This window comes from Vagococcus fluvialis bH819 (genome assembly GCF_900163795.1).
Lineage (GTDB): Bacteria > Bacillota > Bacilli > Lactobacillales > Vagococcaceae > Vagococcus > Vagococcus fluvialis_A.
On the sequence record NZ_FWFD01000004.1, the window covers coordinates 41,749 to 56,236 of the forward strand.

The 14,488-nt window shown below is 36.2% G+C and carries 21 protein-coding genes; 2 read left to right on the top strand and 19 right to left on the bottom strand.

Going from position 1 to position 14,488, the window contains the following annotated elements:
* Positions 1-26: 26 nt before the first annotated feature.
* The 18 genes from rplX to rpsL all read right to left on the bottom strand — a co-directional run bounded on the left by rplX (position 27) and on the right by rpsL (position 11,332).
* Positions 27-338, bottom strand: coding sequence for a 50S ribosomal protein L24 (rplX, locus tag FM121_RS02195; protein WP_086950516.1), 312 nt, complete (start codon positions 336-338; stop codon positions 27-29).
* Between the two features lie 35 nt (positions 339-373).
* Positions 374-742, bottom strand: a complete 369-nt coding sequence (gene rplN, locus FM121_RS02200; protein WP_086950517.1) for a 50S ribosomal protein L14 — start codon at positions 740-742, stop codon at positions 374-376.
* A gap of 48 nt (positions 743-790) precedes the next feature.
* The gene (gene rpsQ / locus FM121_RS02205) at positions 791-1,057 is read right to left on the bottom strand and encodes a 30S ribosomal protein S17 (protein WP_086950518.1); all 267 of its coding nucleotides are present in this window, start codon (positions 1,055-1,057) and stop codon (positions 791-793) included.
* A gap of 23 nt (positions 1,058-1,080) precedes the next feature.
* Positions 1,081-1,272 (bottom strand): 50S ribosomal protein L29, encoded by a 192-nt coding sequence (rpmC, locus tag FM121_RS02210; RefSeq protein ID WP_086950519.1) that lies wholly within the window; start codon positions 1,270-1,272, stop codon positions 1,081-1,083.
* Positions 1,262-1,696, bottom strand: a complete 435-nt coding sequence (gene rplP, locus FM121_RS02215; protein ID WP_086950520.1) for a 50S ribosomal protein L16 — start codon at positions 1,694-1,696, stop codon at positions 1,262-1,264. Before rplP ends, rpmC begins: the two co-directional genes overlap by 11 nt.
* A 2-nt stretch (positions 1,697-1,698) precedes the next feature.
* On the bottom strand, positions 1,699-2,355 hold the full coding sequence (rpsC, locus tag FM121_RS02220) for a 30S ribosomal protein S3 (protein WP_086950521.1): 657 nt from the start codon (positions 2,353-2,355) through the stop codon (positions 1,699-1,701).
* Positions 2,356-2,370: 15 nt separating this feature from the next.
* On the bottom strand, positions 2,371-2,718 hold the full coding sequence (gene rplV / locus FM121_RS02225) for a 50S ribosomal protein L22 (RefSeq protein ID WP_086950522.1): 348 nt from the start codon (positions 2,716-2,718) through the stop codon (positions 2,371-2,373).
* A gap of 19 nt (positions 2,719-2,737) precedes the next feature.
* The gene (gene rpsS / locus FM121_RS02230; RefSeq protein WP_086950523.1) at positions 2,738-3,016 is read right to left on the bottom strand and encodes a 30S ribosomal protein S19; all 279 of its coding nucleotides are present in this window, start codon (positions 3,014-3,016) and stop codon (positions 2,738-2,740) included.
* Positions 3,017-3,061: 45 nt separating this feature from the next.
* On the bottom strand, positions 3,062-3,895 hold the full coding sequence (rplB, locus tag FM121_RS02235; RefSeq protein WP_086950524.1) for a 50S ribosomal protein L2: 834 nt from the start codon (positions 3,893-3,895) through the stop codon (positions 3,062-3,064).
* Positions 3,896-3,928: 33 nt separating this feature from the next.
* A complete protein-coding gene (gene rplW / locus FM121_RS02240; RefSeq protein WP_086950525.1) occupies positions 3,929-4,216 on the bottom strand; it encodes a 50S ribosomal protein L23 in 288 nt (95 codons plus the stop codon).
* Entirely contained in the window at positions 4,216-4,839 is a 624-nt protein-coding gene (gene rplD / locus FM121_RS02245) for a 50S ribosomal protein L4 (protein WP_086950526.1), read from the bottom strand. Before rplD ends, rplW begins: the two co-directional genes overlap by 1 nt.
* A gap of 22 nt (positions 4,840-4,861) precedes the next feature.
* Positions 4,862-5,497: a 50S ribosomal protein L3 gene (gene rplC, locus FM121_RS02250; RefSeq protein WP_086950527.1), complete on the bottom strand. Its 636-nt coding sequence runs from the start codon at positions 5,495-5,497 to the stop codon at positions 4,862-4,864.
* A gap of 21 nt (positions 5,498-5,518) precedes the next feature.
* A complete protein-coding gene (gene rpsJ / locus FM121_RS02255; RefSeq protein ID WP_071457767.1) occupies positions 5,519-5,827 on the bottom strand; it encodes a 30S ribosomal protein S10 in 309 nt (102 codons plus the stop codon).
* A gap of 211 nt (positions 5,828-6,038) precedes the next feature.
* Positions 6,039-6,764, bottom strand: coding sequence for a hypothetical protein (locus FM121_RS02260; RefSeq protein ID WP_086950529.1), 726 nt, complete (start codon positions 6,762-6,764; stop codon positions 6,039-6,041).
* Positions 6,765-6,921: 157 nt separating this feature from the next.
* Complete coding sequence (tuf, locus tag FM121_RS02265; RefSeq protein WP_086950530.1) at positions 6,922-8,109, bottom strand: elongation factor Tu; 1,188 nt, start codon at positions 8,107-8,109, stop codon at positions 6,922-6,924.
* A gap of 122 nt (positions 8,110-8,231) precedes the next feature.
* Positions 8,232-10,319: an elongation factor G gene (gene fusA / locus FM121_RS02270; protein WP_086950531.1), complete on the bottom strand. Its 2,088-nt coding sequence runs from the start codon at positions 10,317-10,319 to the stop codon at positions 8,232-8,234.
* Positions 10,320-10,407: 88 nt separating this feature from the next.
* Positions 10,408-10,878 (bottom strand): 30S ribosomal protein S7, encoded by a 471-nt coding sequence (gene rpsG, locus FM121_RS02275; protein WP_086340779.1) that lies wholly within the window; start codon positions 10,876-10,878, stop codon positions 10,408-10,410.
* A gap of 40 nt (positions 10,879-10,918) precedes the next feature.
* A complete protein-coding gene (rpsL, locus tag FM121_RS02280; RefSeq protein WP_086950532.1) occupies positions 10,919-11,332 on the bottom strand; it encodes a 30S ribosomal protein S12 in 414 nt (137 codons plus the stop codon).
* A 282-nt stretch (positions 11,333-11,614) separates the two neighbouring features.
* On the opposite strand from rpsL, the gene rpiA reads away from it, so the two are divergent.
* Together rpiA and gpmA are read left to right on the top strand one after the other, a co-directional pair.
* The gene (gene rpiA, locus FM121_RS02285) at positions 11,615-12,295 is read left to right on the top strand and encodes a ribose-5-phosphate isomerase RpiA (RefSeq protein ID WP_086950533.1); all 681 of its coding nucleotides are present in this window, start codon (positions 11,615-11,617) and stop codon (positions 12,293-12,295) included.
* Between the two features lie 19 nt (positions 12,296-12,314).
* Positions 12,315-13,001, top strand: a complete 687-nt coding sequence (gene gpmA / locus FM121_RS02290; protein WP_086950534.1) for a 2,3-diphosphoglycerate-dependent phosphoglycerate mutase — start codon at positions 12,315-12,317, stop codon at positions 12,999-13,001.
* 18 nt (positions 13,002-13,019) lie between these two features.
* On the opposite strand, the gene brnQ is transcribed toward gpmA, so the two are convergent.
* Entirely contained in the window at positions 13,020-14,363 is a 1,344-nt protein-coding gene (brnQ, locus tag FM121_RS02295) for a branched-chain amino acid transport system II carrier protein (protein WP_086950535.1), read from the bottom strand.
* Positions 14,364-14,488 lie beyond the last annotated feature (125 nt).

The window sequence follows — 14,488 nt, forward strand, 5'->3', positions numbered from 1 at the left end:
CTAGATTTGTCCTCCTTCCTCACGAATTATTTGTCTAAAACTTCGCCAGTTTTCTTAGAAATACGTACTTTTTTACCATCTATTACTTTGTATCCTACACGTGTTGGCTCTCCGTTTGACGGATCAATCACCATTACATTAGAAACGTGAATAGATGCTTCCATTTCGATAATTCCTCCTTGAGGAGCTGATGCGCTAGGTTTTTGGTGTTTTTTCATAACGTTAACACCTTCAACGATGACGCGATCTTTTTTCGGAAATGATTGAAGAACGATTCCCTCTTTGCTTTTATCTTTACCTGAAATAACTTTTACTTTATCGCCTTTTTTAACGAACATCTTGTTTCGCACCTCCTTTAAACAATGAGTTTATATTATAATACTTCTGGTGCTAGTGAGACTATCTTCATGAAGTTGTTGTCGCGTAATTCACGGGCAACAGGTCCAAAGATACGAGTTCCACGTGGACTCTTATCATCACGGATAATCACACAGGCATTTTCATCAAATTTGATATATGAACCGTCAGGACGACGAGCTCCAGATTTTGTACGAACGATAACAGCTTTAACTACTTCACCTTTTTTAACAACTCCACCTGGTGTTGCTTGTTTAACTGTACAAACTACTACATCACCGATGTTTGCAGTTTTACGTCCAGAACCACCAAGTACTTTAATAGTTAATACTTCACGAGCTCCTGAATTATCAGCAACTTTCATACGACTTTCTTGTTGGATCACTTGGGTATCCTCCTCTCAAACTTTCTAACTTTTATAGGAAAATTCGAATTAAATAATTACGGCTTCTTCCACCACTTCTAATAAACGGAAGCGTTTCTTCGCAGATAATGGACGAGTTTCCATAATTTTAACGATGTCTCCCATTTTTGCTACGTTGTTCTCATCGTGTGCGTAATATTTTTTAGAATATTTAACACGTTTACCATAAATCTTGTGAGTTTTTTTAGTTTCTACAACAACAACGATAGTTTTATCCATTTTGTCTGAAACCACACGTCCAGTGTAAACTTTACGTTCATTTCTCTCTTGAGTCATCTATAAATGGCCTCCTTCCACTATTACTTAGCTGTTTCTTCACGCAAAACTGTTTTAATGCGTGCAATCGATTTACGAACTTCAGAAACTCGCGCTGTATTTTCTAATTGACCTGTAGCTAATTGGAATCTTAAGTTAAATAATTCTTCTTTAAATTCTTTTTCTTTAGCGATCATTTCGGTAGTGGTTAATTCTCTGATATCTTTAACCTTCATTCGATTCACCACCCATTTCTTCACGTTTTACAATTTTTGTTTTTAAAGGTAATTTGTGAGAAGCAAGTCTTAAGGCTTCACGAGCTACATCCTCAGGAACACCTGCAACTTCAAATATGATTTTTCCACGTTTAACAGGAGAAACCCAACCTTCTGGAGCACCTTTACCTGAACCCATACGAACACCAATTGCTTTAGATGTGTATGATTTATGAGGGAAAATTTTAATCCATACTTTCCCACCACGTTTCATGTAACGGGTCATTGCAATACGAGATGCTTCTATTTGACGGTTAGTGATCCAATGAGATTCTACAGCTTGTAAGCCGAATTCTCCAAAAGATACTTCTTTACCACCTTTAGCTTCACCACGCATTTTACCTCTAAATTCACGACGGTGTTTCACGCGTTTAGGTACTAACATGATTATTTCCCTCCTTTCTCAGTGTTTTTCTTTTCTGGAAGAATTTCTCCACGATAAATCCACACTTTAACTCCTAGTTTTCCGTATGTTGTGTCTGCTTCTTCCCAAGCGTAATCAATGTCTGCTCTTAAAGTATGTAAAGGAACAGTTCCTTCAGAATAACCTTCAGAACGAGCCATATCAGCACCATTTAAACGACCTGAAACTTGAGTTTTAATACCCTTAGCTCCAGCTCTCATAGTACGTTGGATAGCTTGTTTTTGTGCACGACGGAATGCAACACGGTTTTCTAATTGACGTGCAATTCCTTCACCCACTAATTTTGCATCTAAATCTGGTTTTTTGATTTCAACAATATTAATGTGAACTCTTTTTCCAGTAATTTTGTTTAATTCTTTTCTTAAAGCTTCAACTTCAGATCCGCCTTTACCGATTACCATACCTGGTTTAGCAGTATGAATTGAAACGTTCACGCGGTTTGCAGCACGTTCAGTTTCAATGGTAGAAACAGAAGCATCAGCCAATCTAGTCGCGATAAACTTACGTATGTTTAAATCTTCATGTAGGTATTCAGCATATTCTTTTTCTGCATACCATTTAGCGTTCCAGTCACGAATGACTCCGACACGCATTCCAATTGGATGTACTTTTTGTCCCACTAGTTGTCCCTCCTCTTATTTTTCTGATACTACTACTGTTAAATGACTTGTACGTTTGTTGATTGGTGATGCAGATCCTTTTGCACGTGGACGGAAACGTTTCATTGTTGGTCCTTCGTTAACAAAAGCTTCTGATACAAATAAATCTTCAACATCTAAGTCAAAATTATTTTCTGCATTTGCAATTGCTGACATGAGTACTTTTTCAATAACTCCTGCCGCTTTGTTAGGTGAGAATTTCAAGATTGAAATAGCTTCTCCTACGCTTTTACCTCTAATTAAGTCAATCACTAATCTTGATTTACGAGGTGAAACGCGAACTGTTTTAGCAGTTGCTTTCGCTGAAGTAATTCTTTCTGACATGTTCGTTGCCTCCCTCTAATTAGCGTTTTGTTTTCTTATCGTCATTCACGTGACCACGATAAGTTCTTGTTGGTGCGAATTCACCTAATTTGTGTCCTACCATATCTTCTTGGATATAAACAGGAACATGTTTCCTTCCATCATATACTGCGATGGTATATCCTATAAAGTTAGGGAAAATTGTTGAACGTCGAGACCATGTTTTGATAACTTTTTTCTTTGAAAGATCTTTTTGAGCTTCCACTTTTTTCATTAAGTGTTCATCTACAAAAGGTCCTTTTTTTAAGCTGCGACCCATGGTGAACCTCCTCTCAAGATTTCAAACTCCGTTAAGAGTTTATAATTATTTAGTTTTACGACGACGAACGATAAGTTTGTCTGATTTTGCTTTTTTGTTACGTGTTTTGTATCCAAGTGTTGGTTTGCCCCAAGGACTCATTGGTGATGGACGTCCAATTGGTGCTTTACCTTCACCACCACCGTGTGGGTGATCGTTAGGGTTCATTACGCTACCACGTACTGTCGGACGTTTACCCATCCAACGACTACGGCCAGCTTTACCAATGTTAATTAATTCATGTTGTTCATTACCAACAGTACCGATTGTTGCACGACAAGTTCCTAAAATCATGCGAACTTCTCCTGAGTTTAAACGAACTAACATGTATTTGCCTTCTTTACCAAGTACTTGTGCACTTGTACCAGCAGAACGAATTAATTGTCCACCTTTACCAGGTTTTAATTCGATGTTATGAATAACTGTACCTACTGGAATATTGTTTAATGGTAATGAATTACCAGTTTTAATATCAGCATTAACACCTGATTCAATTCTATCACCTACATTAAGACCTTTTGGTGCTAAGATGTAAGCTTTAACTCCATCAGTATAATGAATCAATGCAATATTTGCAGATCTATTTGGATCGTATTCTACAGTTTTTACAACACCGACTACATTATCTTTATTACGTTTAAAATCGATTACACGATATTGGCGCTTGTGTCCACCCGCTTGATGACGAACAGTAATTTTACCTTGGTTGTTACGTCCAGCGTTCTTTTTAAGTGGTTGTAACAAAGTTTTTTCTGGTGTAGATGTTGTTATTTCAGCAAAATCTGAACCAGTCATGTTACGACGGCCATTTGTGGTAGGTTTATACTTTCTAATGCCCACGTGATTCCCTCCTACTTTATATGACACATTTTATTATTCAGCGTCAAAAATTTGAATGTCTTTTGATTCTTCAGTTAATTGTACGATAGCTTTACGACGTTTTTTAGTGTATCCAGCGTATTTACCCATTCTTTTGAATTTTGGTTTTACGTTCATGATATTCACTTTTTTAACTTTAACGCCGAAAACAGATTCTACGGCTTGCTTAACTAATGTTTTATTGGCTCTTGTGTCCACTTCAAACGTGTATTTTTTTTCGTCCATTGCTGCCACAGACATTTCTGTGATAACTGGGCGTTTGATTACATCGATTAATTCCATTATGCAAGTACCTCCTCTACATGAGTCAGAGCTGCTTTAGTAATTAACATTTTGTCTGCTGCTACTACATCAAGAACACTTACGTTATCAGATTCAACGATTGAAACGTTAGGTAAGTTACGTCCTGATAAAGCTGCAAAATCATTGCCACTTTCTAAAACAACTAATACTTTTGTATCTACACTCAAGTTAGTTAAAACTTGTTTAAATTCTTTTGTTTTTGGAGCGTCGAAAGATAATCCTTCAACAACAACTAGTTTGTTCTCAGCAACTTTTTCAGATAAAACTGATTTAATTGCTAAGCGACGAACTTTTTTAGGTAATTTATAGCTGTATGAACGTGGTGTTGGTCCGAAGACAATACCACCTCCACGCCATTGTGGTGAACGAATTGATCCTTGACGCGCACGACCAGTTCCTTTTTGACGCCATGGTTTACGACCACCACCGCGTACTGCACTACGATTTTTAACAGCGTGTGTTCCTTGTCTTAATGAAGCACGTTGCATGATGATTGCATCATAGACAACATTTTCGTTTGGCTCAATACCAAAAATAGCTTCGTTTAAAGTAACTTCGCCATTTTGAGTTCCATCTTGTTTAAATAATGCTACAGATGTCATTCTTTAGTTCCTCCTCTCGCAATTATTTAGCAGCCTTAACTGCTGTTTTGATTTCAACTAATGATTTTTTAACGCCAGGTACATTACCTTTAATTAAAATAACATTTTTATCAGTATCAACTCTTACGATTTCTAAGTTTTGAATCGTTACACGATCTCCACCCATACGTCCTGCAAGTTTTTTACCTTTAAATACACGTGATGGATCTGATGCAGCACCCATTGACCCAGGGCGACGGTGGTAACGTGAACCATGTGACATAGGTCCGCGTGATTGTCCGTGACGTTTGATAACGCCTTGGAAACCATGTCCTTTAGTCGTTCCTGTAACATCAACGATATCTCCTACTTGAAATACATCAACTTTAATTTCTTGTCCTACTTTGTAATCTCCAAGCTCAACATCATTGAATTCTTTAATGAAGCGCTTAGGAGCAGTATTTGCTTTTGCAACATGACCTTTAGCAGGTTTGTTTGATAAAACTTCACGTTTATCTTGGAAGCCAACTTGAATAGCTTCGTAACCATCAGTTGCCATTGTTTTTAATTGTAAAATAACGTTTGGAGTTGCTTCAACAACAGTAACTGGGATTAATTCACCATTTTCAGTAAAGACTTGTGTCATTCCTACTTTTTTTCCTAAGATTCCTTTAGTCATGAGTACACCTCCATGAATTTATTATAATTTAATTTCAATATTTACACCGCTTGGTAAGTCTAGCTTCATTAAAGCATCAACTGTCTTAGGTGTTGGACTCACGATGTCAATTAAACGTTTGTGAGTACGCATTTCGAATTGCTCGCGTGAATCTTTGTATTTATGAGTCGCACGGATAACTGTATAAACTGAACGGTCAGTTGGTAATGGAATTGGTCCAGAAACTTCTGCCCCTGTTCTTTTTGCTGTTTCTACAATTTTCTCTGCAGATTGATCTAATACACGATGTTCATACGCTTTTAAGCGGATACGAATTTTTTGTTTTGCCATTATATTCCCTCCTTCGTCTATTTTTTGTAAGTAGACTAGCTCCACGAAAATCTCCAACTCGCCACCATGGCAATGCTCCCTGGCGTGTCGCAACCTCTCGCTTCAAAGCCGTGGTATTCATCAATAGATACCGACATACTTTTTTTTATTTCAGCACTTTTAAAAGTATACTAAAAAAAAAGCCTGATGACAAGCTTTTTTTTAACTTTTTTTAATATGTAATTCCCATGTTAGTCAATGCTGTTTGAATTTGCTCAATTTGATTCATTAAACTCTCTTTTTCATCACCTTGTGGCAAACTATCAACAGCAGATTTAGCAGTATAATAATCATCTAATGTGAAATCTGACTGAACTTGTCCCTCTATGATAATCCGATTAATTGCTTCTTGCGCAACTTGACCACTAGCTGATTGATCAGAACTAGGTTTATCTTCGCTCGATCCAAGGTATTTTAAAATCCCCTCATAAAAATCATCTTTTTCGGGTATTTCTTTTACATCCTTAATCAACTCTTGTTTTGCTTCCAAAGAGTTTTTTTCTTCTTTAACTTGAACATCTTTTTTAAACGCATCCTCTACTAAAACAGGTTCAACAAATAATTCATTAAATCTTGTTTGGATATTTAGTCGTTTATTTAAATCCTTCATTATTTTTTGATCTTCTTTATCTTTTGCATTTTTCTCGAAAGAATTGATTTTTTGCTTTGTAACATCATTTGCTAAAAAGCCCTTTTTTTGATCAGAATATAATGACGTTAAATCCTCTTTTGTTTTAGAATCATCTTTTGATTTAGTTTTAGACTGTTTTGTCTTTACATTAGATGTTTCACCTAACATGCTTGTTTGACTTTTTTCGTATCTACTCCCTATAATAAATGCCCCCATTGCAAAAACAATAGAAATAAACAACCAAATTACTTTATTTATTTTTTTCATTCTTGGACTCCTCCTTACACATTTTAGTATCCTATGTTATAAATTTACGCGTTTAAGTTTAAATTATAACATAACAAAAAAAGGTTGAAAACAAAAGTTTTCAACCTTACGTCCGGACACGTGTTACTTTGTTACTTATTTGAAAGATAATTAAGAATTATCCTAAGATTTCAGATACAACACCTGAACCAACAGTACGTCCACCCTCACGGATAGAGAAACGAGTACCATCTTCGATAGCGATTGGGTGGATTAATTCCACTTCCATAGCTACGTTATCACCAGGCATAACCATTTCGATACCTTCTGGTAATTGACAAACGCCAGTTACGTCAGTAGTACGGAAATAGAATTGTGGGCGGTAGTTAGTGAAGAATGGAGTATGACGTCCACCTTCTTCTTTAGATAAAACATAAACTTCCGCTTTGAATTTTGTATGTGGAGTGATTGTTCCTGGAGCTGCTAATACTTGTCCACGTTGGATATCTTCACGAGCTACCCCACGTAATAAAGCACCGATGTTATCGCCAGCTTCAGCGTAATCTAATAATTTACGGAACATTTCAACACCTGTAACAGTTGATTTAGCAGTAGCTTCAGCAATACCTACTAATTCAACTTCGTCACCAACACGTACTTGTCCACGTTCAACACGTCCTGTAGCAACAGTTCCACGTCCAGTAATTGAGAACACATCCTCAACTGGCATCATGAATGGTTTGTCAGTTTGACGTTCTGGAGTTGGGATATACTCATCAACAGCAGCCATTAATTCTAAGATTTTTTCTTCGTAAGAAGCTTCACCTTCTAATGCTTTAAGAGCTGAACCAGCGATAACTGGAGTGTCATCACCAGGGAAATCGTAATCTGATAATAAGTCACGAACTTCCATTTCAACTAATTCTAATAATTCTTCATCATCAACCATATCCATTTTGTTTAAGAAAACAACGATGTATGGTACACCAACGTTACGAGATAAAAGGATATGCTCGCGAGTTTGTGGCATTGGGCCATCAGCAGCAGATACTACTAAGATAGCACCGTCCATTTGAGCAGCACCAGTGATCATGTTTTTAACATAATCCGCATGTCCTGGACAATCCACGTGAGCGTAGTGACGAGTTTCTGTTTCATATTCGATATGAGAAGTGTTGATCGTGATTCCACGTTCTTTTTCTTCTGGAGCGTTATCGATATCAGCGTAGTTTTGAGCTTCACCGAAACCATTTTTTGCTAATACTGTAGCGATTGCTGCAGATAAAGTTGTTTTACCGTGATCGACATGTCCGATTGTTCCGATGTTTACATGGGATTTCGAGCGGTCAAATTTTTCTTTTGCCATTTTGTATAATTCCTCCTAAAAGATGAAAGTTATTTTTATAATATATTGAAGAAGGAATAAAATCAAATTTCATTCCTTCGACTATTCATTTTACATGAAATCTAGGAAAATGCCTAGTCATTCTAATCAGCAGATCCACCATTTTTCTTGATGATTTCTTCTTGAATAGATTTTGGTACGTCTTCATAGTGGTTAAATACCATCATAAATGTACCACGTCCTTGAGTTGCAGAACGTAATGTTGTTGCGTATCCAAACATTTCAGCTAATGGCACAAGTGCGTTAACAATTTGTGAATTTCCATGAGCTTCCATACCTTCAACACGTCCACGACGACTTGTTACATGTCCCATAATGTCTCCTAAATATTCTTCAGGAACTGTTACAGTAACTTTCATCATTGGTTCTAAGATTGCTGGTTGAGCTTTCTTAGCTGCGGCACGTAATGCCATAGATGCTGCCACACGGAATGCCGTTTCATTTGAATCGACATCATGATATGAACCATCATAAAGTTTAGCTTTAATATCTACTAACGGATAACCAGCAAGAACACCATTGTTCATAGATTCTGCTAATCCTTTTTCAACAGCTGGGATGTATTCACGTGGAACCACACCACCAACGATTGCGTTTTCGAATTCAAAGCCTTTTCCTTCTTCATTAGGTGTAAATTCAACCCAGACATGTCCGTATTGACCTTTACCACCAGATTGACGAACGAATTTACCTTCTGCTTGAGTAAGAGGTGCTCTAAATGTTTCACGGTATGAAACTTGAGGTGCTCCTACATTAGCTTCTACTCTAAATTCACGTCTCATACGGTCTACTAAAACGTCTAAGTGTAATTCACCCATACCAGAGATAACTGTTTCTCCAGTTTCAACGTTTGTTTCAACTCGGAATGAAGGATCTTCTTCAGCAAGTTTTTGTAAAGCAACACCCATTTTATCTTGGTCAGCTTTAGATTTAGGTTCTACGGCTACTTGAATAACTGGTTCTGGGAACTCAATTGATTCTAAGATAACTGGTGCATCAAGTGCACACAAAGTATCCCCTGTTGTTGTATCTTTCAAACCAACAGCTGCTGCAATATCACCAGAATAAACTTGGTTTATTTCTTCACGGCTATTTGCATGCATTTGTAGGATACGTCCGATACGTTCTTTTTTGTCTTTAGAAGCGTTCAATACATATGATCCGCTTTCTAAAGTTCCTGAATAAACACGGAAGAAAGTTAAACGTCCAACGAATGGATCTGTCATAACTTTAAATGCTAATGATGCAAACGGAGCAGTATCATCAGCAGGACGAGTTGTTTCTTCTTCTGTTTTAGTATCAGTTCCTTTAATTGCTTCAACATCCGTTGGAGCAGGTAAGTAATCTAATACCGCATCAAGCATTAACTGAACACCTTTATTTTTAAAGGCTGATCCAGCCATTACTGGGAAGAATTCAACATTTATCGTCGCACGACGAATACCAGCTTTTAATTCTTCAATAGAGATTTCTTCTCCATCTAAGTATTTCATCATTAAATCTTCATCAGTTTCAGCTACCGCTTCAACTAATTTTTCACGCCATTCAATTGCTTGTTCCATATACTCTTCAGGAATTTCTTCCTCACGGATGTCAGTTCCTAAATCATTTGTATAGATTTCAGCTTTCATCGTGATTAAATCAATAATTCCTGTGAAGTTATCTTCTGCACCAATTGGTAATTGAATTGGATGAGCATTTGCTTGTAAGCGATCATGTAAAGATTTTACAGAATACAAGAAATCTGCACCAATTTTATCCATTTTATTACAGAAAACGATACGTGGAACTTTATAATCAGTCGCTTGACGCCAAACTGTTTCTGTTTGAGGTTCAACACCTGATTGTGAATCAAGAACCGTTACAGCACCATCTAATACGCGTAGTGAACGTTGAACTTCAATAGTGAAATCCACATGTCCTGGTGTATCGATGATATTAACTCGGTAACCTTTCCACTGTGCAGTTGTTGCTGCAGAAGTGATTGTGATACCACGTTCTTGTTCTTGTTCCATCCAGTCCATTTGTGAAGCTCCTTCATGAGTTTCACCAAGTTTATGGATTTTACCTGTATAATAAAGGATACGCTCTGTTGTTGTTGTTTTACCAGCATCAACATGGGCCATAATTCCAATATTACGTGTATTATCTAACGAGAATTCTCTTGCCATCTTAAATTGTTTCTCCTCTCTTATTGTAGTTCAATGTTATCAATACTTAATCTATAGTAAGCTTTTACTCACTATAGATAAGAGGATTTTACCAACGGTAATGTGCAAATGCTCTGTTGGCTTCAGCCATTTTATGTACGTCTTCACGTTTCTTAACAGAAGCGCCAGAATTGTTAGCAGCATCCATAATTTCTTTAGCTAAACGTTGATCCATAGTGTGCTCTCCACGTAAACGTGCATAGTTCACTAACCAACGTAAGCCTAAAGTAGAACGACGCTCTGGGCGAACTTCAACTGGTACTTGATAGTTAGAACCACCAACACGGCGAGCTTTAACTTCAAGAACAGGCATGATATTTTCCATAGCTTGTTCGAAAACTTCTAATGGATCATTCCCTGTAGATTCTTTAATAATATCGAATGCATCATAAATAATGCTTGAAGCAACACCACGCTTACCATCAATCATTACGCGGTTGATTAAACGGGTAACTAATTTAGAATTATAAATCGGATCTGGTAAAACTTCACGTTTTGTAACAGGACCTTTTCGAGGCATGTGTAACTCCTCCTTCCAAGTATTTTATTTTTTAAAAGATTTATTTCTTAGGTTTTTTAGTTCCGTATTTAGAGCGGCTTTGTTTACGATCTGTAACACCAGCAGTATCTAAAGCTCCACGGACAACATGGTAACGTACTCCAGGTAAATCTTTCACACGTCCACCACGAATTAAAACAACACTATGCTCTTGCAAGTTATGTCCAATACCAGGAATGTAAGCTGTCACTTCAATTAAGTTAGACAAGCGAACACGGGCATATTTACGTAACGCCGAGTTAGGTTTTTTAGGTGTCATCGTTCCCACACGTGTACAAACCCCACGTTTTTGTGGAGAGTTCACATTTGTTTGAGATTTTTTGAAACTATTGTAGCTCTTTCCTAAAGCGGGAGAGCCAGATTTAGTAGTTTGTGATTTACGAGACTTACGTACCAATTGATTAATTGTAGGCATGATAGTTCCTCCTTCCTTAAAACTTCTTATAGACCCACACATCCAGGTGGTTCTTTTTTTTATTTAAAAAAATTAATGCAAGGTTACCTGCATTTAGCTCGTGCCTTCTTACTAGTTAGCACGTCTTAACGAGACCTGTCCAAGCACCTTTGTAACTATAGCATAGTAAAACAAAATTAGTCAATAGTTTTTTAGATATTTTTTTAATAATTTCTATCTTTCAATTTATCCTAGATATGATTACAATAAAGGTATATAACAAAATTTACTTGGAGGCGACTTATGAATTTAAAACAAATGGTTGGCGTTGAATCTGCAAAATATGTCAAAAATGGGATGACTGTTGGCTTGGGAACTGGCTCAACAGCATTTTATATGGTAGAAGAAATCGGTCGACGTATGCGAGAAGAAAACCTTGATATCACTGGTGTAACTACTTCTAAAGCCACGGAAAAACAAGCAAAAGAGTTAGGTATCCCTTTAAAAAGTATTGATGAAGTAGATCATGTAGATATTACAATTGATGGTGCCGATGAAATTTCTAAAGATTTTCATGGTATTAAAGGTGGTGGTGCTGCCCTCTTATTCGAAAAAATCGTTGCTACTTATTCTAAGGAAACTATTTGGATCGTTGACGAATCTAAGATGGTGGATAAACTAGGTGCATTTCCATTGCCTGTTGAAGTTATCCCATATGGTAGCAATCAACTATTACATTTATTTAACAGTAAAGAATTGAATCCTAAAATTAGAGTACAAGATAATGGTAATCCTTTGCTAACTGACAGTAAAAATTATATTATTGACTTGTATTTAAAAGAAATCGATGAGCCAAAAGAATTAGCAACATGGTTAGATCATCAAGTCGGTGTAGTAGAACATGGCCTATTCTTAGATATGGCGTCACGGGTCATCGTAGGTACTTCTGAGAATGGTGTTCAAACAATCGAAGTATCTAGATAACATAGAAAGGATGAAGAAGATGAAAAAATTAGTTTTTGTACGTCACGGATTAAGCGAGTGGAATGCACTTAATCTATTTACTGGTTGGGAAGATGTAGATTTAAGTGATACAGGTGTGAAGGAAGCAAAAGAAGCTGGACAGAAAATTAAACAAGCTGAAATAACTTTCGATATTGCTTATACTTCATACTTGAAACGTGCCATTAAAACGTCTCATTACGTACTAGAAGAATCTGATCAACTATGGATTCCAGAAGTGAAATCATGGCGCTTAAACGAACGTCATTACGGTGCTTTACAAGGATTAAATAAACAAGAAACAGCTGATAAATATGGTGCTGATCAAGTTCAGCTTTGGCGTCGTTCATACGATACATTGCCACCATTAGTAGATCCATCAGATCCTAAATCTGCCTCACAAGATCCTAAATATGCTCTTTTAGATAAACAAAGTATTCCTGGCGGCGAAAATCTGAAAGTAACATTAGAACGTGCCTTACCATTCTGGGAAGATCACATAGCACCTTCTTTACTAAAAGGAGAGACCGTTTTAGTAGCTGCACACGGAAATTCACTACGAGCTCTAGCAAAACATATTGAAAATATTTCTGATGATGACATCATGGCACTAGAGATACCTACTGGCCAACCACTTGTTTATGAACTAAACGATGATTTAACATTATCAAAAAAATATTACTTATAATCAAAAAAGAACTTGTCATTATGACAAGTTCTTTTTTTTATCTATAAGTAAGCCAATTATCAATCCTAACAATGCAATTGTTATCCAACCTAACCCACTTGTAAAAAACGGAATAAATTTACTAGCAAAAGATAATAAACTAGATACAAAAGTTGATTCTTTTAAACTTTCCGGTAAACTATTTAAAGCATCAAAAAAACCAGCAAACATAGTTAAGTAAGTTACACATTTGAATACATCTGATTTATTCCCAATAAAACGATTAAAAAGTCCCATTAAGATCAATGTCATCGCTAAAGGATAGATAAACATTAAAACAGGAAGCGAGATTTGAATAATTTCATTTAAACCAACATTAGCAATCAGTGTAGCTAATAAAATACACGATACTGTAAAAAATGAGTACGATTTAGATGGATATAATTCATTAAAAGTTCTTCCAAATGCTGTGCTCAATCCAATAGCTGTTTTTAAGCACGCAACAATCACAATGGCAGCAAGTAAAACACTTCCTGCTGTTCCTAAATAATGTTGTGCAACCAGTGCTAAAGTGATACCTCCATTTTTATTTAATGAAAAAGTACCTAAACTCATTGCACCCAGAAGAGAAAGTAACGTGTAAATAATCCCCATTAAAATAATGCCTATAAAACCTGATTTAGTTGCCTCTTTAGCAACTAGACTAGGTTTTTTTATACCTAAATTTTGAATATTTTCGATTATTATCATACCAAAGGCTAGAGCTGCTAAAGCATCTAACGTATTATATCCATTAGTAAAACCTTTGAAAAAAGCACTTGATTCATAGGTTGCCTGAACAGAACTTCCATTAACAGTTCCTAACGGATTTATAAATGCTAAAATTAATAATGAAAATAGTAAGACTAAAAATAACGGTGTTAAGAATTTTCCAACATAATCTAATATTTTACTTGGTTTTCTAGAAAAAAACCAAACAATCAGAAAGAAAAAGAAACTAAACATAAAAAGAGTTATCTTTTGACTGTTTTCAGGTAAAAAAGGGGATAATGCAATTTCAAATGATGTACTAGCCAATCTCGGCATAGCAAAAAAAGGGCCAATCACTAAATATAGAACAGTTGTAAATATTAAACCATATTTTTTACCAACCTTACTAGACAATTCATATAAATCACGACTAGACGATAAACCAAAAGCAATAATGCCTAAAAAAGGTAATCCTATCCCTGTAATTAAAAACCCCAAATTAGCTTTTAGAATATTCTCCCCAGCTTCTTGTCCCATTTGAATAGGAAAAATTAGATTTCCTGCCCCAAAAAATAAACCAAATATAAGCGACCCAACAAACAACCTTTCTTTCATGGATAATTTTTTTTTCATTTTTAGAAAACTCCTTTTTATTTAAATAAACTAAAAAAGCTCAGAATTGAATTAATCAATTCTGAGCTTTATGACCCGTACGGGAATCGAACCCGTGATACCGCCGTGAAAGGGCGGTGTCTTAA